The 23,608-nt window shown below is 67.2% G+C and carries 21 protein-coding genes and 1 pseudogene; 9 read left to right on the forward strand and 13 right to left on the reverse strand.

The features are described from left to right. Positions 1 to 100 (forward strand): annotated as a pseudogene (locus tag ACMZPQ_RS09695) (IS481 family transposase); the annotation flags it as partial. A gap of 369 nt (positions 101 to 469) precedes the next feature. Here the strand turns inward: ACMZPQ_RS09695 and ACMZPQ_RS09700 are convergent. The 4 genes from ACMZPQ_RS09700 to ACMZPQ_RS09715 are packed head-to-tail and all read right to left on the reverse strand — an operon-like array spanning position 470 to position 3,974. Further along, positions 470 to 1,072: a response regulator transcription factor gene (locus ACMZPQ_RS09700; protein WP_164136263.1), complete on the reverse strand. Its 603-nt coding sequence runs from the start codon at positions 1,070 to 1,072 to the stop codon at positions 470 to 472. Then, on the reverse strand, positions 1,069 to 2,292 hold the full coding sequence (locus tag ACMZPQ_RS09705) for a sensor histidine kinase (RefSeq protein WP_414485955.1): 1,224 nt from the start codon (positions 2,290 to 2,292) through the stop codon (positions 1,069 to 1,071). Before ACMZPQ_RS09705 ends, ACMZPQ_RS09700 begins: the two co-directional genes overlap by 4 nt. Before the next feature lie 6 nt (positions 2,293 to 2,298). Then, entirely contained in the window at positions 2,299 to 3,081 is a 783-nt protein-coding gene (locus tag ACMZPQ_RS09710) for an ABC transporter permease (RefSeq protein WP_197583375.1), read from the reverse strand. Beyond that, the gene (locus tag ACMZPQ_RS09715) at positions 3,078 to 3,974 is read right to left on the reverse strand and encodes an ABC transporter ATP-binding protein (RefSeq protein WP_197583374.1); all 897 of its coding nucleotides are present in this window, start codon (positions 3,972 to 3,974) and stop codon (positions 3,078 to 3,080) included. Before ACMZPQ_RS09715 ends, ACMZPQ_RS09710 begins: the two co-directional genes overlap by 4 nt. Positions 3,975 to 4,177: 203 nt before the next feature. On the opposite strand from ACMZPQ_RS09715, the gene ACMZPQ_RS09720 reads away from it, so the two are divergent. From ACMZPQ_RS09720 to ACMZPQ_RS09740, 5 genes are all read left to right on the forward strand, one after another. Continuing rightward, positions 4,178 to 5,425: an efflux RND transporter periplasmic adaptor subunit gene (locus tag ACMZPQ_RS09720; RefSeq protein WP_197583373.1), complete on the forward strand. Its 1,248-nt coding sequence runs from the start codon at positions 4,178 to 4,180 to the stop codon at positions 5,423 to 5,425. A 102-nt stretch (positions 5,426 to 5,527) separates the two neighbouring features. Continuing rightward, positions 5,528 to 6,217, forward strand: coding sequence for an ABC transporter ATP-binding protein (locus ACMZPQ_RS09725; protein WP_414485956.1), 690 nt, complete (start codon positions 5,528 to 5,530; stop codon positions 6,215 to 6,217). Between the two features lie 14 nt (positions 6,218 to 6,231). Beyond that, positions 6,232 to 7,389 (forward strand): FtsX-like permease family protein, encoded by a 1,158-nt coding sequence (locus ACMZPQ_RS09730; protein WP_197583372.1) that lies wholly within the window; start codon positions 6,232 to 6,234, stop codon positions 7,387 to 7,389. 13 nt (positions 7,390 to 7,402) lie between these two features. Beyond that, the gene (locus tag ACMZPQ_RS09735; protein WP_197583371.1) at positions 7,403 to 8,725 is read left to right on the forward strand and encodes an ABC transporter permease; all 1,323 of its coding nucleotides are present in this window, start codon (positions 7,403 to 7,405) and stop codon (positions 8,723 to 8,725) included. Between the two features lie 415 nt (positions 8,726 to 9,140). Next, entirely contained in the window at positions 9,141 to 11,999 is a 2,859-nt protein-coding gene (locus ACMZPQ_RS09740; protein ID WP_197583370.1) for a TonB-dependent receptor domain-containing protein, read from the forward strand. Between the two features lie 103 nt (positions 12,000 to 12,102). On the opposite strand, the gene rarD is transcribed toward ACMZPQ_RS09740, so the two are convergent. Both rarD and yedA read right to left on the reverse strand, forming a co-directional pair. Further along, the gene (gene rarD, locus ACMZPQ_RS09745) at positions 12,103 to 12,999 is read right to left on the reverse strand and encodes an EamA family transporter RarD (protein ID WP_197583369.1); all 897 of its coding nucleotides are present in this window, start codon (positions 12,997 to 12,999) and stop codon (positions 12,103 to 12,105) included. Next, the gene (yedA, locus tag ACMZPQ_RS09750; protein ID WP_197583368.1) at positions 12,996 to 13,901 is read right to left on the reverse strand and encodes a drug/metabolite exporter YedA; all 906 of its coding nucleotides are present in this window, start codon (positions 13,899 to 13,901) and stop codon (positions 12,996 to 12,998) included. The genes rarD and yedA overlap by 4 nt, the downstream gene beginning before the upstream one ends. Before the next feature lie 299 nt (positions 13,902 to 14,200). Here yedA and ACMZPQ_RS09755 point away from each other — a divergent pair, with 299 nt between their 5' ends. Continuing rightward, a complete protein-coding gene (locus tag ACMZPQ_RS09755) occupies positions 14,201 to 15,535 on the forward strand; it encodes an MFS transporter (protein WP_197583367.1) in 1,335 nt (444 codons plus the stop codon). A 270-nt stretch (positions 15,536 to 15,805) separates the two neighbouring features. Here ACMZPQ_RS09755 and ACMZPQ_RS09760 read toward each other — a convergent pair whose 3' ends face one another. The 4 genes from ACMZPQ_RS09760 to ACMZPQ_RS09775 form a co-directional block, all read right to left on the reverse strand. Continuing rightward, positions 15,806 to 17,458: a M28 family metallopeptidase gene (locus tag ACMZPQ_RS09760; RefSeq protein WP_312646814.1), complete on the reverse strand. Its 1,653-nt coding sequence runs from the start codon at positions 17,456 to 17,458 to the stop codon at positions 15,806 to 15,808. A 106-nt stretch (positions 17,459 to 17,564) separates the two neighbouring features. Then, positions 17,565 to 18,494, reverse strand: coding sequence for an MBL fold metallo-hydrolase (locus tag ACMZPQ_RS09765; protein ID WP_414485958.1), 930 nt, complete (start codon positions 18,492 to 18,494; stop codon positions 17,565 to 17,567). Positions 18,495 to 18,650: 156 nt separating this feature from the next. After that, a complete protein-coding gene (locus tag ACMZPQ_RS09770; protein ID WP_312646813.1) occupies positions 18,651 to 18,953 on the reverse strand; it encodes a hypothetical protein in 303 nt (100 codons plus the stop codon). 167 nt (positions 18,954 to 19,120) lie between these two features. Further along, positions 19,121 to 20,413: a tryptophan--tRNA ligase gene (locus ACMZPQ_RS09775; RefSeq protein ID WP_008265040.1), complete on the reverse strand. Its 1,293-nt coding sequence runs from the start codon at positions 20,411 to 20,413 to the stop codon at positions 19,121 to 19,123. A gap of 108 nt (positions 20,414 to 20,521) precedes the next feature. Between ACMZPQ_RS09775 and ACMZPQ_RS09780 the strand changes: the two genes are divergently transcribed. Beyond that, the gene (locus ACMZPQ_RS09780; RefSeq protein WP_197580975.1) at positions 20,522 to 21,316 is read left to right on the forward strand and encodes a hypothetical protein; all 795 of its coding nucleotides are present in this window, start codon (positions 20,522 to 20,524) and stop codon (positions 21,314 to 21,316) included. An 86-nt stretch (positions 21,317 to 21,402) separates the two neighbouring features. Here the strand turns inward: ACMZPQ_RS09780 and ACMZPQ_RS09785 are convergent, their stop codons facing one another. The 3 genes from ACMZPQ_RS09785 to rocF form a co-directional block, all read right to left on the reverse strand. Then, complete coding sequence (locus ACMZPQ_RS09785; protein WP_004137109.1) at positions 21,403 to 21,624, reverse strand: CsbD family protein; 222 nt, start codon at positions 21,622 to 21,624, stop codon at positions 21,403 to 21,405. 206 nt (positions 21,625 to 21,830) lie between these two features. After that, on the reverse strand, positions 21,831 to 21,968 hold the full coding sequence (locus tag ACMZPQ_RS09790; RefSeq protein WP_008266021.1) for an entericidin A/B family lipoprotein: 138 nt from the start codon (positions 21,966 to 21,968) through the stop codon (positions 21,831 to 21,833). Between the two features lie 162 nt (positions 21,969 to 22,130). Beyond that, positions 22,131 to 23,051, reverse strand: a complete 921-nt coding sequence (rocF, locus tag ACMZPQ_RS09795) for an arginase (protein ID WP_008268266.1) — start codon at positions 23,049 to 23,051, stop codon at positions 22,131 to 22,133. A gap of 130 nt (positions 23,052 to 23,181) precedes the next feature. On the opposite strand from rocF, the gene ACMZPQ_RS09800 reads away from it, so the two are divergent. Further along, positions 23,182 to 23,529, forward strand: coding sequence for a hypothetical protein (locus ACMZPQ_RS09800; RefSeq protein ID WP_197580976.1), 348 nt, complete (start codon positions 23,182 to 23,184; stop codon positions 23,527 to 23,529). Positions 23,530 to 23,608: the final 79 nt, after the last annotated feature.

Genomic DNA, 23,608 nt, shown 5'->3' on the forward strand with positions numbered 1-23,608 from the left:
GCTGCATCACTACAACTGGCACCGACCCCACATGGGGATCGGCAGCCAACCGCCTATTTCCAGAATCCCGCTGAACAACGTGGTGGGTTTACACAACTAACAGTCGGCTCTACAGGACACCCGCACTTCTTCGCCCTCGCCGGACCTGCGGTGCTCGGCTCGCTTGAAGGCGGACTGGAAGGTCAAGATCAACGGCAACGGCATCCACGCATGGCGTGGATCTACTGGGTGCAGCTGTGGCATTTGACCTTGGGTCCGCCTTTTAGCGAGCCGAGCATCGCAGGGGAATCAGGGGCGCAGAGGCGCCGATGTCTGAGCGCAGCGAGTTCGGCGCCGTCCCCTGATTCGCCGAGAAGCACAGGGCACCGGTGCGTAGCACCGGCTCGCGGCCCGGCGGCGTGTTTCTTTGGTTACTTTCTTTGCACGAGCAAAGAAAGTGACACCCCTCCGCGGTCGCGGGAATGATCCGCTACAACCATCCCTTCTGCCGCGCCAGCCGATACGCCTCGATGCGATTGGCCACGCCCAGCTTGCCGATGCACTCGGACAGGTAATTGCGCACCGTGCCGTGCGACAGCCCCAGCTGCTCGGCAATCTCGCTGGCGGTACGGCCCTCGCCCGCCAGCCGCAGCACGCGGCGCTCGCGGTCGGTCAGCGGGTCGGCCTGCGACCACGCATCCAGTGCCAACTGCGGGTCGATCGCGCGGATGCCCTGCTTCACCTTGCGCAGTGCATCGGCCAGGTTCTCCGCCGGTGCGTCCTTCAACAGGTAGCCCAGGACACCCGCTTCCAGCGCGCGGCGCAGGAAACCGGCACGGGCGAAGGTGGTCACGATCACCACCTTGATCGGCAGTTCGTGGCGCGCGATGCGTTGCGCCAGCTCCAGCCCCGACAGGCCCGGCATCTCGATGTCGGTGACCAGGATGTCCGGCTGCAGCTGCTGCAGCATGCGCCAGGCAGCCTCGCCGTCGGCAGCGCTGCCCAGCACGTCGATATCCGGTTCCAGGCCCAGCAGCGCCGACAGCGCGCCGCGCACCATCGCCTGGTCTTCGGCCAGCAGGATGCGGATCATGCGGCACCGTCCTGCGCCAGCGACGACGGCGCTCCCGGGGGGAGCGGTACGGTTGCCGCAACCAACGGCACGCGCACGGTCAGCACGGTGCCGTCGCCCCGCACCGATTGCACCGCCAGCTGCCCGCCCAGCGCCGCCACACGCTCACGCATGCCGCACAGCCCATTGCCTTCAGCCTGTACCCCGCCGCGCCCGTCGTCGCGAATCTGCATTGCCAGCATTCGTCCTTCCAGCATGAATTCCACCCGCGCCTGCGTCGCCTGTGCGTGGCGCACGATGTTGGTGGCCGCCTCGCGCAGCACCAGCGCCAGGCCGCGTTCCACGTCCACCGGCATCGGCGGCGGAGGCGCGTACTGCAGGTGCACCTGCTGGCATTCCAGCAGCAGGCGCGCCGAGGCCAGTTCGCCGGCCAGGTCGCTGGCACGGATGCCGGTGACCGCACTGCGCACCTGTGCCAGCGCTTCGCGGGCGATGTCCTCGGCCTCTCCGATCTCCTGCCGCGCACGGGCATCGCCACGGTCGTGCAGCTTGCGCGCCAGTTCCAGCTTCAACGTGATCAGTGACAACGTGTGGCCGAGCAGATCGTGCAGGTCGCGGCCAATGCGCTCGCGCTCGGCGGTGGTCGCCAATCGCCGCACTTCCTCCTGCGACAACTGCAGCGCGGCATCCTTGTCCTTGTTCACCGCCTCCACGTTCACCACCAGGCCAATGATGAGCGTCACCGCTGGCACCCAGACCAGGCTTTGCCAGGGGTAGTGCGCCAGGTAGGCCACCACATAGAACACCGCATTGAGCACGGCCAGCAGCAACAGGTACCGCCACCAGGTGCCGCGTCCGCAGACCCGCAGCATCACGCAACCGAAGATGAAGTAGCTGATGCCCGAGGGATACCAGGGCACCAGTACGATCGCCAGTGCGGTCATCGCCAGCGCATAGCGCAGTGCGTGGTGACGCGGCGACAGCAGCACGCGCGCATACAACAACAGGAACAGCGGGTAGCTGGCCAGGGTGAACCACAGCCAGCGCAGCGTGTAACCGCCTGAAAACAGCGGCGTCATGAACACCCATACCGTCCACAACAGGTGGATGGCATCGGCCCAGGCCGGCTTGCCGCGGCGCAGGTTGTCGGCCACGGCGGAATCGGGTGCAGGGCGCAGCAGGGACGCAAGCCAGCTCGACGACACGGGGTGATCCAGGCGGGGACGATCGCTGCCGATCATGCCAGTTCAGCCGATCCGGCGCAGGCGGCGCCGCGCCAGCAACAACGCCACGACGGTGACCGCCAGCAGCACCAGCAGATGACCGGCAAGACGGCCCACCGACGGCAGGCCGACCACCGGCAGCGCCAGCTGGGCCAAGTGCCAGGTCGGCCACAGCGGTGCCATCATCGAGAACACCTGGGGCAACGCCGACAACGGCAGCCACAGGCCTGACAGCAGGGCCAGCGGCAGATAGACCAGGTTGACCATCGCCGGCGCCGCACTGGCGCTGACATGGCTGCCGATCAGCAGGCCGATCGCGCCCAGCGGCAGCGCGGCCAGCCCCGCCACCGCCAGCAGCTGCAGCACCTGCGCCGGCTGCAGGTGCACGCCGCCCAGTACCCGCGCCACGCCGATCAGCAACGAGGCCACCAGCAAGGCGAACAGCACCGCCATGATCAGCCGCGCCAGCAACGGGGCCGCCGCCGGCATCGGCAGCGCGCGCTTGAGCGTCAACAGGCCGCCTTCGCGGTCGAGCGCCAGTTGCACGCCGAAGCCGAACAGTGCCGGCGCCATCGCGCCGAACACGCAGTAGGTGGCCAGCAGGTACAGCGGCGCATGGCCACGCCCCAGCAGCACGCCGAACAGCAGGTAGAACAGCACCGGGAACAGCAGCGAGGGCACCGCGAAGGCCGGGGTGCGCCAGGCGCGCCGCAGTTCGGCCTGCAGTTCCGCACGGTAGGGGCGCACGGCGCGGCGCCACGCAGAACGCGGGCGCGCAGCAGGGGTGGTCGGGGTCAGGGTGTTCATGCGGCCTCCCGGGTCATGTCGAGGAAAGCGTCGGCCAGTGCCGCGCCCTGTACTTCCAGTTCACGCAGCTGTGCATCAGCGGCCAGCAGTCGCGCCACCACCGGTTCGGCCGGGCTCGCCAGCAGCTGCAGATGCTCTCCGTCGCGCTGCACCTGCTGCACGCCGGGCCACTGCTGCACGTCGTCGGCAAGCAAGGTGCTGCGGCAGCGGATGCGTCGCGGCCGGTCGGCCAGGCGCAGTTCGGCCAGCGGCGCATCGGCCAGCACCCTCCCCTGTTCCAGCACCACCACCTGCTGCGCCAGCGCCTCGGCTTCCTCCAGGTAGTGGGTGGTCAGCAGCACGCCGCAGCCTTCGGCCACCAGCTGCCGGATCGCCTGCCACATGGTCTGCCGCGCCTGGATGTCCAGGCCGGTGGTCGGCTCGTCCAGGAACAGCACACGCGGGCGGCCACACAACGCGATGGCAAACTGCACGGCACGCTGCTGGCCACCGGACAGCTGGCCGTAGCGGCGGCGTGCCAGCGCCTGCAGGCCGGCACGCCGCAGCACCTCCTGCAACGGCATGGGATCGGGATAGCAGGCGCTGGCCTGCGCCACCAGCTCGTCCACCTGCAGCATCGGCGGCAGGCTGGTGCTCTGCAGCATCACGCCCAGGCCGAGGCGGCTGGCGCGCTGCTGCGGGTCGCCGCCGAGCAACTCGACCTGGCCGGCATCGGCCCGGCGCAGGCCCAACAACACGCTGATCGCGGTACTCTTGCCAGCACCGTTGCGGCCCAGCAATGCCAGTACCTGGCCAGCACGTACCTGCAGGTCGATGCCATGCAGGGCGGTATGGTCGCGGTAACGCACCTGCACCTGCTGCAGGCGGGCCAGCGACGGGGAGATCAGATCCATTGCGTGGTACCGGTAGCGGGGACGTTGCCATCCTGTGCCGCCGTGGTCACGTTTCGCAGTTGCCGCCGTCAGTGACATCAGATGACAGCTGTCACTGCCGTCATCGCTGTGCTTGCCTTCATGCTGTGCCGCACGCTCCACCGCCGGAACCGCCGTCGTCTGCCCTTCCGGCCACACCCGCCCGAACGCCTGTGATGGAACGAATGAACGCTTCTGCCGAGCTGTTGAAGGAACTCCGTATCGACCGCAAATCGCCGCCGCCTGCCTCTGGTGGCAGTGGCGGCGGGCGCCGCTGGCTGTGGATCGCGATCATCGTGGTCGTGCTGCTGCTGGCCGCCGGCGCCTTCGCGCTGTTCGGCCGCACCCCGGTCGTAGAGGTGGAAACCGCGCCCGCGGTGGCCATCCAGCAGGGCAGCGCCAGCAGTTCGGTGCTCGACGCCAGCGGCTACGTGGTGGCCCGGCGCATGGCCACGGTGTCGGCCAAGATCACCGGCAAGGTCCGCGAGGTGATGATCGAGGAAGGCATGCGCGTGGAGCAGGGCCAGATCATGGCCACGCTGGACCCGATCGATGCCGACGCGCAGCGCAGCCTGTATGCCTCGCAGCTGCAGGCCGCGCGCAGCCAGGTCGCCGGCCTGGAGGCACAGCAGAAGCAGGCCGCCGCCGAAGCCAGCCGCCTGCAGGCGCTGGTCGGCCAGCAGCTGGTGTCGCGCTCGCAGTACGACCAGGCCGTGGCCCAGCGCGACAGCCTGCGTGCGCAGCTGGATACCGCACAGCGCAACGTCAAGGTCGCCCACGACCAGCTGGCCATTGCCGACCTCGGCGTGGACAACAACGTGGTGCGCGCGCCGTTCTCCGGGGTGGTCACCGCCAAGGCGGCGCAGCCCGGCGAAATTGTCTCGCCGTTGTCGGCCGGCGGTGGCTTCACCCGTACCGGCATCGGCACCATCGTCGACATGGATTCGCTGGAGATCGAGGTCGAAGTCGGCGAGGCCTTCATCGGCCGCGTGCAACCGAAGATGCCGGTGGAAGCCACGCTCAACGCCTACCCGGAGTGGAAGATTCCGGGCGAGGTGATCGCCATCATTCCCACCGCCGACCGCGGCAAGGCCACGGTGAAGGTGCGCGTGGCGCTGAAGGTGAAGGACCCGCGCATCGTGCCGGAGATGGGCGTGCGGGTCAGCTTCCTGGAGCAGGCGCAGCCGCAGGCCGCCAGCAAGCCGCAGGGCGTGCGTGTGCCGGCCGGCGCGGTGGTGCAGCGTGAAAGCAACACGGTCGCCTTCGTGCTGGGCGATGACAGCCGCGTGCAGCAGCGCACGGTCGAGGCCGGCCAGGCGATGGGCAAGGACCGCCAGATCCTCAAGGGCGTCAGCGCAGGCGAATCGGTGGTGGTCAATCCACCGGACACCCTGCGCGACGGCGCCAAGGTGCAACAGAAACAAGCGCAGTAACGGCCTGGCGCCCCCGCGCGCCGCCGGCAGCACCGCTCGACGCACGCCCGCGGCCATCGCGGGCGCACCGCCCCGTTTCCCGCCTTCCGTGGAGAACCACCCATGTCGACCCTGGTTTCACTGCGCAACATCACCAAGACCTACCAGCGTGGCCCCGAGAAGGTGCAGGTGCTGCACGGCATCGACCTGGACATCGCGCGCGGCGACTTCGTCGCGCTGATGGGCCCGTCCGGTTCGGGCAAGACCACCCTGCTCAACCTGATCGGCGGCCTGGACAACCCCAGCGGCGGCGAGATCAGCATCGAAGGCGAGCGCATCGACCAGATGAGCGGCGGCCAGCTGTCGACCTGGCGCAGCCACCACGTCGGCTTCGTGTTCCAGTTCTACAACCTGATGCCGATGCTGACCGCGCAGAAGAACGTCGAGCTGCCGCTGCTGTTGACCCACCTCAGCGCCGCGCAGCGCAAGCGCAATGCGGAGATCGCGCTGACCCTGGTCGGCCTGGCCGACCGCCGCAGCCACCGCCCGAATGAACTGTCCGGCGGCCAGCAACAGCGCGTGGCGATTGCCCGCGCGATCGTCTCCGACCCCACCTTCCTGATCTGCGACGAACCCACCGGCGACCTCGACCGCCAATCGTCCGAAGAGATCCTGGGCCTGCTGCAGCAGCTCAACCGCGAGCACGGAAAGACCATCATCATGGTCACCCATGACCCGAAGGCCGCCGAGTACGCCACGCACACGGTGCACCTGGACAAGGGCGAGCTGGCCGACGCGCCGCTGGCCCACTGACGGAGGCCACGACGATGAAATACTTCTCGTTGGTGTGGGCACAGCTGTTCCGCAGCCGCACCCGTACCCTGCTGACCCTGTTGTCGGTGGTGGCCGCGTTCCTGCTGTTCGGCATGCTCGACTCGGTGCGCGTGGCGTTCTCGTCCGGGGGCAGCGTGGAGGGCGCCAACCGGCTGGTGGTGGCCTCGCGACTGTCGATCACCCAGTCGCTGCCGATCCGCCTGGAAACCCAGATCCGCCAGGTGGCCGGCGTGCGCGACGTGGCCTATGGCATGTGGTTCGGTGGCATCTACCAGGACCCGAAGAACTTCTTCCCGAACTTCTCGGTGTCGCCCAACTACTTCGATGTCTACCGCGAGCTGCAGATCGACCCGGCGCAGCTGGAAGACTGGAAGCAGACCCGCACCGGCGCCATCGTCGGCGAAACCCTGGCCAAGCAGTTCGGCTGGAAGATCGGTGACACCATCCCGCTGCAGGCGACGATCTTCCCGCGCGGCGGCAGCAACGACTGGCCACTGGAGCTGAAGGGCATCTATCGCTCCAAGGACCGTGCGCTGGCGGCCAATGAAGAACGCCAGTTGATGATGAACTGGAAGTACTTCGATGAGTCCAACGACTACATCAAGAACCAGGTGAGCTGGTACACGGTGACGCTGGACAACCCCGACCACTCCTCGCGGGTGGCGCAGGCCATCGATGCGATCTCGGCCAACTCCGACCACGAGACCAAGACCCAGACCGAATCGGCATTCCAGCAGGCCTTCGTCAAGCAGTTCGCGGACATCGGCATGATCGTCACCTCGATCATGGGCGCGGTGTTCTTCACCCTGCTGCTGTTGACCGGCAACACCATGGCGCAGGCGGTGCGCGAGCGCGTTCCGGAGCTGGCCACGCTGAAGACGCTGGGCTTCAAGGACAGCACCGTGCTGGCCCTGGTGATGGTCGAGTCGGTGCTGTTGATCGGCCTGGGCGGCCTGATCGGCATGGGCCTGGCTGCACTGATCCTGCCGGCGATCGGGCCGAAGAGCATGGGCCTGCTGCCGCCACACGTGCCCACGCCAACCTGGCTGATGGGGCTGGGCCTGATCGTGGTGATCGGCATCATCGTCGGCCTGCTGCCGGCGCTGCGTGCCAAGCGCCTGAAGATCGTCGACGCATTGGCTGGCCGCTGAGGAGGACACCGACATGTTCAAGAGCAAACTCAAGAAGTGGCTGGGCAACGCGGTAACCGTGCTGCTTCTGGTGATCGGCCTGGCGGTGTGGATCAGCCTGCCGTGGATCGGCGTGCTGGCCGTGGCCGTGCTGGTGGCGCTGTGGCTGCTGCTGACCCGCGGTGGCCGGCTGGCACTGGCCGCCACCCGCATCGGCGTGGCCAGCCTGCCGCAGCGCTGGGGCGCCTCCTCGGTGATCGTGGTCGGCATCGCCGGCGTGGTCGGCGTGCTGGTAGCGATGCTGGCGATGGGCGAAGGCTTCCAGGCCACGCTCAACAACACCGGCGACGACACCACCGCCATCGTGCTGCGCGGCGGCTCGCAGGCCGAGACCAACTCGGTGATCACCCGCGAGCAGGTGCCCACGCTGTCCACCCTGCCCGGCATCAGCCGTGATGCGCAGGGCCGGCCACTGCTGTCACCGGAGCTGTCGCAGGTGGTCAACCTGGTGTCGAAGTCCGACGGTACCGACGTCAACGCGCAGTTCCGCGGTGTCGGCCCGCAGGCCTGGGCGGTGCATGACAAGGTCAAGATCATCGAAGGCCGCAAATTCGCCACCGGCCTGCGCGAAATCGTGGTCGGCCAGGGCGCCAAGGGCCAGTTCCGCGATATGGACGTGGGCAAGACACTGACGCTGGGCAACCAGACCTGGACCGTGGTGGGCGTGTTCGCCACCGGCGATGCGCACGATTCGGAACTGTGGACCGACGCCGATACGCTGGCCACCACCTATCAGCGCAGTGCCTGGCAGTCGATCAGCGTACGTACCGATGGCAAGGCCGGCTTCGAACAGTTCAAGGCCGCCGTCGCCGCCGACCCGCGCCTGAAACTGGATGTGGAAACCACCCGCGTCTACTACAGCAAGCAGGGCGGCGGGCTGACCAAGCTGATCGACATCCTCGGCAAGGTGATCGGCACGATCATGGCGGTGGGTGCGGTGTTCGGCGCACTCAACACCATGTATGCCGCCGTGGCCACGCGTGCGCGCGAGATCGCCACCATGCGTGCGATTGGTTTCCGCGGCCTGCCGGTGGTGACTGCGGTGATGCTGGAGACGATGCTGCTGGCGCTGCTCGGTGGCCTGCTCGGGTGTGCAGTGGCGTGGCTGCTGTTCAATGGCTACAGCGTGTCCACCATCGGCAGCAATTTCAGCGCGGTGGTGTTCAAGTTCCACGTGTCGCCGGAACTGCTGTGGACCGGCCTGAAGTGGGCGTTGGGTATCGGCCTGGTTGGCGGCCTGTTCCCCGCGCTCCGCGCGGCGCGATTGCCGATCACCACGGCGCTGCGCGAAACCTGAGCACCACGCAGCGATACAACGCGCATCCTGCAGGGGGACGGAGCGAAGGCTCCGTCCCTTTTCTTTTGCGCATCATCCACGCATGGCGTGGATCTACTGATGTGGTGCATCGCATGTGAGGTCGAGTAGATCCACGCCATGCCTGGATGAAATCGTGCGCACACGCGCCACTACAGATCGCCGCAACATTGCCGCTATCGATGCCTCTGCCCATCGCGCACGCAACGTGCGTGACGCTGCGCACATCGCATCTGTGGATTGTTGGTTGCGATTCATTTTCGCGCAGATCCGGCAGCGAAGAGACAAACAGTTACGAATGGAAACACTCTAGAATCGCGCCCCCCACGTTGGTTTGCAGCACCCCACGCGCCCACAGAACGGGCGCTTGTTTTTCCTGAAACACGAGATGTCACGGATGTCCCTGAAAACCACTCCGCTGCGCAACGCGATCGTCATCGCGCTGGTCGCCAGCTGCACCACCCCCGCCTTTGCACAAAGCGCTGGCGATACCCCGACCAACCTCGACCGCATCGAGATCACTGGCTCGCGCATCCGCCAGGCCAGTGTCGAAACCGCACAGCCGGTCGTCGCGCTCAGCCGCGCCGAGATCGAGAAGAAGGGCTACGTCAACGTCGCCGACATCCTGCAGGATGTCACTGCGGCTGGCGCACCGACCCTGAGCCGCGCTTCGTCGCTGAGTTCCTCGCGCGACTTCGGCGGCATGTACGTCAGCCTGCGCAACCTCGGCCCGGAACGCAGCCTGGTGCTGATCGACGGCCGCCGCATGGGCGTCAGCGCCGGCGGTTATTCCGACCTGGCCTCGATTCCGTCGGCGATTGTCGAGCGCGTGGAAGTACTGACCGACGGCGCCTCCGCGCTGTACGGCTCGGACGCCATCGCCGGCGTGGTCAACATCATCACCCGCAAGAACTTCGACGGTGGCGAAGCCAGCGTCTACGTCGGCCAGTACGGTGAAGGCGACGGCCAGAAGCGCTCCTACAGCGCGACCTTCGGCAAGACCTTCGACCGCGGCTGGTTCAGCGTCGGTGCCGAGCGCACCAAGGAAGACGAGATCCTCGGCAGCGAGCGCGAGTTCAGCCGTTACCCGGGTGGCCCGCGCCACGCCGATGACATCAAGGCACTGAACCAGACCACGCAGTGGGGCACCGTCACCGTCAACGACAAGGCGCTGACCGTGGGTCCTGGCGGCGACCCGGGCCAGAAGGGCAATTTCCATGCGCCCAATCCGGCCGACGGCGCCAACACCAAGACCAACATGAGCCTGCTGAGCGGCCTGGAGCGCACTTCGGTGTTCGCCAACGGCGGCTTCTCGATCAACGATGACCTGCGCATCGTGGCCGACGCGCTGTACAGCAAGCGCGAGTCGATCAAGCACCTGGCCGGTTACCCGTACTCGGTGTCCAGCGCGCAGGCGCGCAACGGCAGCCGTGCGGCCCTGTCCAAGGACAGCGCGTTCAACCACTGGGGCCAGGACGTGCTGTTCTCGCACCGCACCGAAGAACTGCCGCGTGCGACCGAGAACAACCTGGACACCAAGCGTGCCAGCATCGGCCTGGAAGGCAGCTTCGAAACCGGTTCGCGTTACTGGGACTGGAACGTCAGCTACATGTACAACCGCAATGAAGGCGAGCGGATCGGTACCGGCAGCCTGTACCAGCCGCACGTCAACCTGGCGGTCGGCCCGTCCTTCATGGACGGCACCGTGGCCCGCTGCGGCTCCCCGGGTGCGGTGATCGCCGGCTGCGTGCCGTGGAACCCGGCGGCGCCGATGGGCTACACCGGCCCGGGCTCGCTGAGCAACCAGGACGTGCAGGACTACCTGTTCACCCGCTTCGTCGACAAGATGAAGAGCACCACCAAGGTTGCCAGCGCCAACATCTCCGGTTCGGTGTTCACCCTGCCGGCCGGCGACGTGATGGCCGCGATGGGCTTCGAACACCGCAGCGAAGAGGCCAGCTACACCCCGGACCTGATGGTGCAGAAGGGCGAGATCACCGGCACCACCGGCCAGCCGACCCGCGGCGACTATTCGCTCAACGAGGTCTACCTGGAGCTGCAGGTGCCGCTGCTGGCCGACATGCCGTTCGCGCGTGAGCTGTCGCTGGACCTGGCCGGTCGCTACACCGATTACAACACCTTCGGTTCGACCACCAACAGCAAGTTCGGCCTGAAGTGGAAGCCGATCGACAGCCTGCTGGTGCGCGCCACCTACGGCACCGGCTTCCGTGCGCCGACCGTGGACGACCTGTACAGCGGCGGGGCCAAGACCCGCGATTCGTTCACCGATCCGTGCGATACCTCGTTCGGCATCGCCGCCAGCAGCGCCACCGTGGCCGCACGCTGCCAGGCGCTGAAGGTGCCGGCGAACTTCCGCCAGCAGACCGCGTCGGAAGGCAACGTCGCCAACCGTCCGGGCCAGCAGGGCATCGCCGACTTCGACTCCGGTTCCAACCCGAACCTGAAGCCGGAAACCGCCAAGACCTGGACCGTGGGCCTGGTCTACAGCCCCGAGTTCGTGCCGGGCCTGGACGTCAGCCTGGACTGGTGGAAGATCCGCATCAACAACGCGATCGTCGGTGAGTCGGCAACCGACATCCTCAACCAGTGCTACGTGCAGGGTGTGGATTCGGCGTGTGCCCGCTTCACCCGTTCGACCAGCGCCAAGACGCTGGGCCAGGTGACCGCGCTGGACCGCTCGCTGGTCAACGCCGGCTACCGCGAAACCGCCGGCTATGACGTCAGCCTGCGCTACCGCCTGCCGGAAACCTCGTTCGGCCGCTTCGCCGCCACCTGGAACACCACCTACACCGACTACCTGGAGCAGCGCAACGACAACGCCGCCACCACGCCGGTGGAACAGCGGACCGGCTGGCAGGGCAACTTCCGCGTGCGTTCGACCTTCAACCTGGATTGGCAGCATGGCGATCTGGGCATCGGCTGGACCGCCCGCTACTACTCGGGCATGAAGGAAGCCTGCTCGTATGACCTGGGCGGCGGCCCGGACTGCAACATGGCTGGTTTCGTCTCGGCGTACACCGATGCGCAGCCGAGCCGCAAGGTGGGTTCCAACACCTTCCACGACCTGCAGGTGCGTTACAGCCTGCCGTGGGACGGCACCGTGTCGCTGGGCGTGAACAACGTCTTCGACCACCAGGGCCCGATCATGTACAGCCAGCCGAACAGCAGCTTCACCTACTTCGGTGGCTTCGACATCGGTCGTTTCATGTACATGAAGTACCAGCAGCGCTTCTAAGCCTGCAACCGCGTTCCCGCCACAGCCATCTCTCTCCTGGCTGTGGATGGAAGCAGAGCGGCGCCCCTCGGGGCGCCGTTCTTTTTTGCGGGAAGCGGGGTCGCTACCGCTTGGCGCGCATCGTGCGGATGTTGTCACCGACGAACAGCATCAGGCCGGCCCAGATCGCCGCAAAACCGATCGCCTTGCCGGTATCGAATCCTTCCTGGAAGAAGAACACGCCCAGCAGCAGCTGCAGGCTCGGCGCGATGTACTGCAGGATGCCGACCAGCGACAGCGGAATACGCTTCACGCCGTAGGCAAAGCCGATCAGCGGTACTGCAGTGACCGCGCCGCCGAAGATCAGCAGCAGGTCGTTGCGCCAGCCCCAGCCATGGAAGAAGGCACCGCCGTGGCCGTTCTCGGCCCAGATCGCGAAGGCCAGCGCCGGCAGGAACAGGTACAGGCTCTCCACGCCCAGGCCGGCCACCGGATCGACCGAGACCAGCTTGCGCAGCAGCCCGTACAGGCCGAACGAACAGGCCAGGCCCAGCGCGATCCACGGCGGCGTGCCGGCATCGATGGTCAGCCAGGCCACGCCCACTGCCGCCATCGCCACCGCCACCCACTGCAGGCGGCGCAGGCGCTCCTTCAGCACCAGCACGCCCAGCAGCACGTTCACCAGCGGATTGATGAAGTAGCCCAGGCTGGTCTCGATCACATGCCCGGCATTGACCGCCCAGATGTACAGGCCCCAGTTGAAGGCAATGGTCAGGCTCGATGCCAGCAGGATCGGCAGCGCGCGCGGCTGCGCCGCAATCTTCTTCCACCAGCCCAGGCGCGAGCTGATCAGCAGCCAGCCCAGCACCATCACCGTGCTCCAGATGATGCGGTGGGCAATGATCTGGAACGAGGGCACTTCATTGAGCAGGTGCCAGTACACCGGCACCAGGCCCCAGATCACGAAGGTAGACGCGGTGACCAGCAGGCCCCGGCGTTGTTCTTTCTCGTCCATGCTCATTGCTTTCGCGTCCTTGCCATCGTCAATACCACCACGCCCAGAAGAATCACGACCATCGCCAGCAGGTCGCGCCAGCCAAAACGCTCAGCGTTGAGCAGCGCGCCCAGCAGCACCGCGATCACCGGATTGACGTAGGCATAGCTGCCGGCCAGCGCCGGGCGCACGTTCTGCAACAGCCACACATAGGCAGTGAAAGCGACGATGGAGCCGAACACGCACAGGTAGGCCATCGCCAGCACGCCGCTGGTGTCGGGCAGCGTGGTCGGGCGCTCGCCCACCGCCAGGCCGATCAGCACCAGCAGCACGCCGCCGCAGATCATCTGGCCGGCCGCGGTCATGAACGGGCCGGGCAGGTCCAGGCCGCGCGCCCACACCGAACCGAACGCCCAGCCGACCGGCGCGATCAGCAGCAGCACCAACCCGGTCGGCGATGCCGTCAGGCTGCTGCCGGCGTTGAGCCAGACCACGCCGAGGAAACCGATGGCAATGCCCAGCCACTCGCCGCGGCTGGCATGCTGGCCGCGCAGTGCCGAGAACAGCGCCATCCACAGCGGCACCGAAGCCACGGCGGTGGCGGCCAGGCCGGAGGACACCTCGCGCTCGGCCAGCACCACCATGCCATTGCCCAGCACCAGCATGGTCACGCCCATGACCAGCAGGTTGCGCCACTGCCGCAGGGTCGGATTCGGCAGCTTCCAGAACAGGCGCAGCGCCAGGTACATCACCCCGCCGGCAATGATGAAGCGGCTGCCGGAGACCATCGTCAGCGGCAGCGCGCCGCCGTGCAGGGCCTTGGCAATGCCCAGGTAGGTCGAGCCCCAGACCACGTAGACCAGCAGCAATGCCAGCGCAACAAGGCCACCCCGTGGGGCAGCCGCAGACGAAGAGAGAGGAGCCGACATGACGCACCAGCAGGCGGGGGAGAACCGATTCTAGAGCGTTCACCGGACGGAAATCACTCCGGTTTGCGACCGACGGCCACCGCCCGCCGCCGCGAAGTTCCGGCCGCGCGTACGACGATTTAGTTATGGTCCGGCAGGCAGGCCTGCTGCACCCTGTGCGGTTCCCATGCCCTGCCCGCCTCCCGGCACCTGGCGTTGACGTGGGATGCAGTACCTAGGAGGCTGGCCGCGGCGCCCTTCGCGCGCCGGGTACCCGATATTTCCCGCACGGAAGCGCCGCATCGAGGATCCACACCCAGATGAGCACCACGTCCCAACCTGCCGCACCCGCGAACGACCGCGCCGCCCTGCGCCGGTCGATCTCCAACACGCTCAAAGGCTCCGCCGGCAACCTGGTGGAGTGGTATGACGTCTACGTGTACTCGGTGTTCGCCGTGTACTTCGAGTCGCAGTTCTTCTCGCCCGATGACAAGAACTCCACCATGTACGTGTGGGCGATCTTCGCCGCCACGTTCCTGATGCGCCCGATCGGTGCCTGGTTCTTCGGCCGCTTCGCCGACCGCCACGGCCGCCGCCTGGCCCTGACCGTCTCGGTCACGTTGATGGCACTGTGCTCGTTCCTGATCGCCATCACGCCGACGGCGGCCAGCATCGGCATCTGGGCCGCGGTCATCCTGCTGTTCGCGCGCCTGTTGCAGGGCTTCGCCACCGGCGGCGAGTACGGCGCCAGCGCCACCTACATGTCCGAGGCCGCCATTCCCGGCCGCCGCGGCTTCCTGTCCTCGTTCCACTACGTCACCCTGGTCGGCGGCCACGTGCTGGCCCAGCTGACCCTGCTGCTGATGCTGACCTTCTGGGGCAAGCCGGAAATCTCCGAATGGGGCTGGCGCATCGCCTTCGGCATCGGCGGTATTGCCGCAGTGGTGGTGTTCTGGCTGCGCCGGGGCATGGACGAGTCGCTGTCGGAGTCGTCCATCGAAGCCGCACGCGAAGGCAAGGCACAGAAGTCCGGCTCGATGTACGAGCTGTTCGTGCACCAGTGGCGGCCGCTGCTGCTGTGCTTCCTGATCACCGCCGGTGGCACCGTGGCCTTCTACACCTACTCGGTGAACGGCCCGAAGATGATCCAGAGTGCCTTTGCCGGCAACGACCCGATGACCGGCACCCTGATCAACCTGGGCGTGCTGGCGTTCCTGATGGTGCTGCAGCCGGTCGGTGGCTGGCTGTCGGACATCATCGGCCGCAAGACCCTGCTGGTGTTCTTCGGCGTGGGCGGCGTGCTGTACAGCTGGTACCTGATCACCCAGCTGCCGCACCAGCATGACGCCACCCTGGCCTTCCTGACCCTGGCCATGGCCTTCGTCATCCTCACCGGCTACACCTCGATCAACGCGGTGGTGAAGGCCGAACTGTTCCCCACCCACGTGCGCGCACTGGGCGTGGGCCTGGGCTATGCACTGGCCAACTCGCTGTTCGGCGGTACCGCCCCGCTGCTGTACCAGGGCGCGCTGAAGACCGGCCACGTGGACTGGTTCGCCATCTACGTGACCGCCACCATTGCGGTTTCGCTGGTGGTCTACATCTTCTTCCTGACCAACAAGGGCCCGAACTGGCTCGACGGCACCCGCAAGTAAGGGCGCTGCAGTGATCGCGGCCACCGGTGCAATGCCGGTGGCCGCTGTGCAACATCAAGCGGGTGGAACCCGCGCAGTAGAGTCGACCTTGGTCGACTGCGCTTCGATCAGGCCGCGAAAGACCCCGCGCTGCGCGCGATGGAGGCGTGTCATCTGGCGGCACTTGCAGCCGCCGGCGCAGGCAAACACCCGGTAGTGCCGGCCGCTGGCCGGCAACCTCATGAGCCTTCGGAAAGGATGTGGAGTTGCCGGCCAGCGGCCGGCACTACCTCAACGGCGGGCGGCTTCGCTCTTGTCGCGCGCGCCGCGGAACTCCGATTCCTTCTCCCAGGTCGGCCAACGGCGGCTGTTGGCCAGCTCGGCACCGAGGTCGTAGACCAGCAGGGTATCGGCGGCGTGGCCGCTCGGGTCCCAGCTCGGGGTCCAGGCATCGCAGGCCTGGTGGTAGCAGTCGGCGAAGTACTTCTCACGCAGCGCGCGGCCGGCTTCCACGCCGCCGTCCAGCTTGTCCAGGCCCGGGCCGATGGTGATCGCCGGCACGCCCAGGCGGGCGAAGGCGAAGTGGTCGGCGCGGTAGAAGAAGCCCGCCTCCAGGTTCGGGTCCGGGCTGTAGCTGCGGCCGCGGGCCTTGGCCACGCGCTCCAGGTCGCCTTCCAGCGAGACCCGGCCCTTGCCCCACGAAGCGATGTCGCGGGTCGGGCCATCCGGGCTGAACATCTCGATGTTCAGTACGGCGGCGGTCTTGTCCAACGGCGCCAGCGGATGCGCAGCGTAGTAGCTGGCACCCAGCAGGCCCTTCTCTTCGGCGGTCAGCGCCACGAAGTACAGCGTGCGCTGCGGCTGCGGGCCGGCGGCGAACACGCGGCCCAGCTCCAGCACAGTAGCCACGCCGGTGGCGTTGTCGATCGCACCACGACGGATGCGGTCGCCCTTGGCGTCGGGCTGGCCGATGCCGAACGCATCCCAGTGCGCGGAGAAGATCACCGCCTCGTCAGCATGTTCGCCACCGGGCAGCTTGGCCACCACGTTGCGGGTCACCACCTGCTCGCGCTTCAGCGCGAAATCCACGCTCAGCTTGGCGTTGTCCAGCGCCACCGGGCGGAAGTCGGCGCGCATCGCCTTGCGCTTCTCGGCATCGAAATCGAGACCGGCGTCGGCGAAGATCGCCTCGGCCAGTTCGCGCTGCATCCAGCCACGCAGCGGCGTGTGCTGGGCCATCGCCTCGGCCTGGCCGCGCTCGATGTCGAACAGCGGCGAGGTCCCCGAGCCCTTCACCGTGGCCCAGCCATACGCGGCCGGTGCGGTCTCGTGCACGATCAGCACGCCTTCGGCGCCACGGCGTGCGGCTTCCTCGAACTTGTAGGTCCAGCGGCCGTAGTAGGTCACCGCCTTGCCATCGAACGCGCCCGGCGCATCGGCCTCGAAATCGGCATCGTTGATCAGCACCACCGCGATCTTGCCGTGCAGGTCCACGTCCTTGTAGTCGTTCCAGTGGCGTTCCGGCGCGTCGATGCCGTAGCCGACGAACACCAGCGGCGCATCCTTGATCTGCACGCGCTTGCGCGGCTGCAGGCTCTGCAGGGTCACGTCCACGCCGTTGGCCAGCGCGCGCTTGCCCTGCTTCAGCGAGAGGCTGGCCTTGGCCGGGCCGTCCAGCTGTGCGCGCACCAGCGGCACCGGCTGCACCCAGCTGCCGTCCACGCCGCCCGGCTGCAGGCCGTAGCTGCGGAACTGCTCGATCAGGTACTGCACCGTGCGCTCTTCGCCTTCGGTGGCCGGCGCGCGGCCCTCGAACTCATCCGACGCCAGCACGCGCACATGGCGCGACAGTGCCTGCGGATCGATGCCACCGCCGGGCAGGTCATTGGCCGCCTGGGCCAGGCCACCCACGAACAGGCAGGACGACAGCAGCAACACGCGCATCGGATTCACGGCAATACCACGGCAGGCTTGGAAGTCACCAGAGTGTAACGTGGTCGTGACATCGCGGCGCAGGCTTGGGGCTGTGTCATCCACGCATGGCGTGGATCTACTTGATGCGGTCCAGCCAGCAGGCCAGGCCCTGCGCGTTCAACTCGATGTCCATCGCCAGCACGGTGGTCACCGCCGCCTCGTCCAGCGCGCAGCCATGCTGCTGTGCGCGCTCCAGGTACAGCGCCTGCAAGGCGGCCAGCAGGCAGCGACGACGGTCCGGGCGTCCATCGCACTGGCGGCCGATGGTGGCCATCGCATCGATCTGTTCGAACAGGTCGTCGGCCAGTTTCTGCACCTGCTCGACGCGGCCATAGTGGGTCAGGTACATCGCCTGCGGCGCGTAGCCCAGCATGCGCCGGATCGAGGCTTTCATCGCCTCCGGATCGAACTGCACGGGCGACGAGGTGGGGAAGATGAAGGCACCCTGCGCGCTGTCCAGCTCGCGGTAGGAGATGCCGAACGTATCGCCGGTGAACCAGCTGCGGCTGCGCGCGCCCCACACGCAGTAGTGGTGCAGCGCATGCCCGGGCGTGTGCAACAGCACCAGCTCGCGCCCGGCCAGATCGATGCGGTGCCCGTCTTCGGCCACCACCACGCGCGTCTCCGGAATCGCCTCGATGCGGCCGTAGCTGCGCGCGATTTCCTCGGCGCCGTACACCGCTGTGGCACCGGCAATCAGCCGGGTCGGGTCGATCATGTGCGGCGCACCGCGCGGGTGCAGCACCGCCTTGGCGTTCGGCAGCTGCTGCATCAGCAGGCCGGCGCCGCCGGCGTGGTCCAGGTGCACATGGGTGAGCAGCAGCCAGTCCACCGCCTCCACGCCCAGGCCAGCGTCCGCCAGCGCCTGCAGCATCGCCGGCACGGAAAGGCCGGTGCCGCAGTCGACGAACGCGGCGCGGCCGTTTTCTACGATCAGATAGGCCGCGTCGAAATCCGGACGCTGGAAGCCGGTATCGATGGTGTGGATGCTGGGGTCGGCGGTCATCGGCACGCACCTGGCAGGATCGGGAACAGACACCCATGGTAGGCGCGCAGGCGGCCCGGGTTCGATGCGGCTTTGGTCGGGTAGTGCCGGCCGCTGGCCGGCAACCTCGGGGTAGCCTGGTGAATGCAGTTGCCGGCCAGCGGCCGGCACTACCGATCAGCCGCAGCGCAATGCGAACCGCGGCCGCAGCAGCAACGCCAGCACCAGCACCGCCAGGAACGCACCGTAGGCGTACAGCACGGCCAACACCTGCGGCCAGATCGGGCCGGCGCCGGGCTGCGCCATGCCAATGCGATAGCCCCACAACATCGACAGGATGCTCAGGGCGAAGGCCAGCAGCAGGGTGATGCCGTCGAACAGGCGCCGCCGCGCGGTGCGCGGCTGGCGCGGGAACAGCCAGTACAGGCTGCCCAGCAGCAGGAACCAGGGCAGGAACAGCAGCAGCGACAACCAGGCCATCGCAGACTCCATGTCATCGCGCCGGAGGCGCGCGGACATCATGCCATGCGCGCTGTGCCACGGTAGTGCCGGCCGCTGGCCGGCATTCCCCATGCAAATGCTGTGGTAGTGCCGGCCGCTGGCCGGCGTCTTCTATGCAGTTGCCGGCCAGCGGCCGGCACTACCCCTTATTCTTCGCGCAGCACGGCCAGGGCAGCCAGCACCGCATCCACCTCGGCTTCCAGCTTGAACAGCTCACTCTGCAGCTGGTCGCCCTGCTCGGCCTGCTTGATCACCGCAATCAGCTGGCCCGCATCGCGCGGCGAATCGAAGCCTTCGCTCTGGATCAGCAGCGTGCCGTCACCGGCGGTCAGCTTGAAGTAGAAGCGGCCGTCCTTCTCGCGGTACTGCTTGAACAGCGGCGGTGCCACGCGGGCCACGCCGGCATCTTCGCTGGCGATGTCGCCGGCGCTGGACAGGTCGCGCAGGCCCACCGCATGGCGCAGCTCGTCCAGCAGCGGGGCTGCCAGCTGCTCGCGCAGCTGCTGGCCACGGCGCTTGAGCAGCGCTTCAATCTTTTCCGGCTCGGCCATCAGCGCGTTGTAGCGCTCGCGCAGCGGCGAAAGCTCGCTGTCGATGCGCTCGAACAGCTGCTGCTTGGCATCGCCCCAGCTGATGCCGGCCGCGAACGCCTTGGCGAATTCGGCGGTCTGCTCCGGGGTGGCGAACGCCTGGTACATCTGGAACAGCGCCGAGCCCTCGGTGTCCTTCGGCTCGCCCGGTGCGCGCGAATCGGTGAGGATCGAGAACACCAGCTTCTTCAGCTCCTCGCGCGGCACGAACAGCGGAATGGTGTTGTGGTAGCTCTTGCTCATCTTGCGGCCGTCGAGGCCGGCCAGCGTTGCCACCTGCTCGTCGATCACCACGTCCGGCAGCGGGAAGTACTCCTTGCCGTACACGTGGTTGAAACGCTGGGCGAAATCGCGCGCCATCTCGATGTGCTGGATCTGGTCGCGGCCCACTGGCACCTGGTTGGCCTTGAAGATCAGGATGTCGGCGGCCATCAGCACCGGGTACATGAACAGGCCGGCGCTGACGCCCGCATCCTCGTCCACGCCTTCCTCGCGGTTCTTGTCCACCGCCGCCTTGTAGGCGTGCGCGCGGTTGAGGATGCCCTTGCTGGCAATGGCCGTCAGGAACCACATCAGCTCGGTGGTCTCGCGGATGTCGCTCTGGCGGTAGAACCACACGTGTTCCGGGTCCAGGCCGCAGGCCAGCCAGCTGGCCGCGATCTCCAGGGTCGCGCGCTGGGTGCGCTGCGGGTCCTGCGACTTGATCAGGCTGTGCAGGTCGGCCAGGAAGAAGAAGCTCTCGATCCCCGGGGCACGGCTGGCGGCGATCGCCGGACGGATGGCGCCAACGTAGTTGCCCAGGTGGGGCGTGCCGGAGGGGGTGATGCCGGTAAGGACTCGGGTCGTCATGACTGCGTGGGGTAACCTTCGATGAACGGGGCCAGTTTACCTTGCACGCCACCAACCCCGTCAGGGCCCGCGGCGCGTTCATTCACGCAACCCCGCTGGAGACGCCCGATGAAACGCCTGCTGCCCCTGCTGCTGATCCTGCCCCTGGCCGGCTTCCGCCCGGCCCCGCCTCCGCCGCCGGCCTATCCGGGCGGCCCGGTGCGCATGGCCCTGGTCGACCGCGACCGCGGCACCGAACTGCGCAGCTACCCCGCCGAGGGCCAGCGCTGGGTGGCCGGCGAGCGTGGCCATCGCTACGCCGTGCGCCTGTACAACGACAGCCCGCGCCGGGTGCTGGTGGTGCTGTCGGTGGACGGCATCAATGCCATTTCCGGCGAGGATGCCGACCCCTCGCAGACCGGCTACGTGCTCAACCCCGGCCAGCGCGCCGACATCACTGGCTGGCGCAAGAGCCAGGATGAAGTGGCGCAGTTCGTGTTCAGCAGCCCCAGCGGCAGCTATGCCAACCGCACCGGCCGCCCGGACAACATCGGCGTGGTCGGCGTGGCCGTGTTCGAGGAAGCGCGTCGCTGGCGCCCCGAGCCGATCCTGCGCCGTGGCCTGCCTGCACCGACCCCGGCGGCCGAAGCCGCCGCCGATGCCAGCGCCAGCCGCATCGAGGGCTATGCCAGCAAGTCGCAGGCACCGGCGCTGGGCACCGGCCACGGCGCACGCGAACAGTCGTCGGTGCGCGACACCGACTTCGAGCGCGCCAGCCGCAGCCCGGCACAGGTGCTGCAGCTGCGCTACGACAGCGCGCGCAACCTGCGTGCACGCGGCATCCTGGTAGACGCGCCATCGCGCCTGCCGCGCGAACCGCAGGCCTTCCCCAACCGCTACGTGCCGGACCCGCCGGCACGTTGATCGCGCCGCCCAGACAGCACAACGCCCGCAACCTCACGGTGCGGGCGTCGTGTTGTGGGGGAAACGCGTGGGGGAAACCGTGGTGCTTACTTGTAGTCCGGGTAGTCCTTGCTCACGCTGTCCTGGAACTCACGGACTTCCTTCTCAGCGCGGTCCTTGGCCCAGCCATAACGTTCCTGCAGGCGACCCGCCAGGTATTCGGCATTGCCCTCGGCCACATCGAAATCGTCGTTGGTCAGATCGCCCCACTTGGCCTGGGCCTTGCCCTTCAGCTGCGACCACTTGCCGGAAATGATGTCTTTGTTCATTGCTGGGAGTCCTTGGTTGCAACGGCGTTCTTACCGTGGCTCCAGCTTCGCGCAGTGGCTGTTGAATGCCGGTCAACCCGCCATGAAATACATGCTCACCTGCTTGAATGGTTCACTCCGCTTCGACAGCCGTGCAGCGGAAGGCGCGCAAAAAAAAGGGCCGGGGTTGTCCCCGGCCCTTCTTCTCTTTCCGTTCCGTCCAGGGCTCAACGGCCCTTCGCGGTGTCCTCGACTTTCTCGCCCGCCTTCTGCACGTCCTTGCCGGCACCGGCAATGGTGTTGCAACCGGCCAGCAGGGCCACCGAGAACATCGACAACAGCATCAGGGCAACTACGCGCTTCATGGGCTTCTCCTTGGGTTTGCCGCTACACCGCTCAATTCGCGGATGGGATTCTTTCGCTCGGCGGAAGAAGGCCAATGCCCACCGCCGCCGCGTGAAGTGCAATCTGGCGGCAGACGCGTGGAGCGGGTGTGAACGGATCACAGATCCGTTCAGGCCAAAGGCTCAGTCGCGCATCAGGGTGGACTTGCCGAACAGGCTTTCGACCAGGTCCACGGCCAGTTCGGCGGTCGCATTCTGCTTGTCCAACAACGGGTTAAGCTCGACGATGTCCAGCGAGCCCATGCGCCCGGTGTCGGCGATCATCTCCATCACCAGCTGTGCCTCGCGGTAGTTCACCCCGCCCGGCACGGTGGTGCCCACGCCCGGCGCGATGCTCGGGTCGAGGAAGTCCACATCGAAGCTGACATGCAGGTGGGTGTTCTCGTCGATGCCGGCCAGCGCCGCTTCCACGGTGCGCTTCATGCCGTTCTCGTCGATGTAGCGCATGTCATAGACATCGACCTTGTGGGTCTTGATCAGGCGCTTCTCTTCCGGGTCCACCGAGCGGATGCCGATCTGGTGCATCTGCGCCGGGGTGATCGCGGGCGACGTGCCGCCCAGCTGGGTCAGCGCATCCGGGCCGAGGCCGCACAGGCAGGCCACCGGCATGCCGTGGATGTTGCCCGACGGGGTCACATCGCTGGTGTTGAAATCCGAATGCGCATCCAGCCACAGCACGCGCAGGGTCTTGCCCTGCTCGCGGCACCAGCGCGCCACGGCGGTGATTGAACCGATGCCCAGGCAGTGGTCGCCGCCGAGCATGATCGGCATGCGGCCGGCCTGCAGTTCGGCATAGCTGGCTTCCATCAAGGCATGGTTCCACGCCACCACCTCATCCAGGTGGCGGTAGCCTTCCACCGGCGCGGTCCACGGGTTGCGCGGGCCGTCCAGGTTGCCCAGGTCACGCACGTCCACGCCGCGCGCCTCCAGCGCCTCCGGCAGGCCCGCCACGCGCAGCGCTTCCGGCCCCAGCCGGGCACCGCGATGGCCCGCACCCACGTCGGTGGGAACGCCAATCAGCGATACGGAGATGGGATGGGCCATGGGTGCCTCCTGCGGGGGAAAAAGAAGCACAGTCTAGCCAGAGCTGTGTGACACCACTCGCGGCGGTGCAGCAGTGAATTGGCATGGCATGATGCCGCGCGGACCCGCCCCCGCTTCACGGAAGATTGCGATGTCGCCCTTCATCAACACCGCCTGGCCCCGCTTTTTCATGGCGGCGCTGCCCATCGCCGTTTTTGCGGTTCTGTTGAGCAACTCCATCGATGCATCGCCGAACGGCTGGCTGATGCAGGCGACGCTCCTTCTGACGCCCTTCTCGTTTCTGCTGTTCCTCGGGTTGGGTTGGCAGCGCCTGCGCAAGGCGCACGCTGAATACCCGATCCTGAAAAGCGAACTGCACCGCATGCTGGCGGCGTTGATCGGCAACGTGAAGGTGGCCGCGCTGTGGTTCGGCCTGACCATCGTCGGCATGTTCGCCCTGATGCTGGCGTGGGTGCTGCTGCGGAAGAGCGGCGGCTGACAGCGTGGCCAGTCGCGTTGAGGGAACCGCCGACGACCACGCGTTGGTACGGAGCAGGCGCTTCTTCAGCACGCCAATC

The sequence above is a fragment of the Stenotrophomonas maltophilia genome (assembly GCF_047497515.2).
GTDB lineage: Bacteria > Pseudomonadota > Gammaproteobacteria > Xanthomonadales > Xanthomonadaceae > Stenotrophomonas.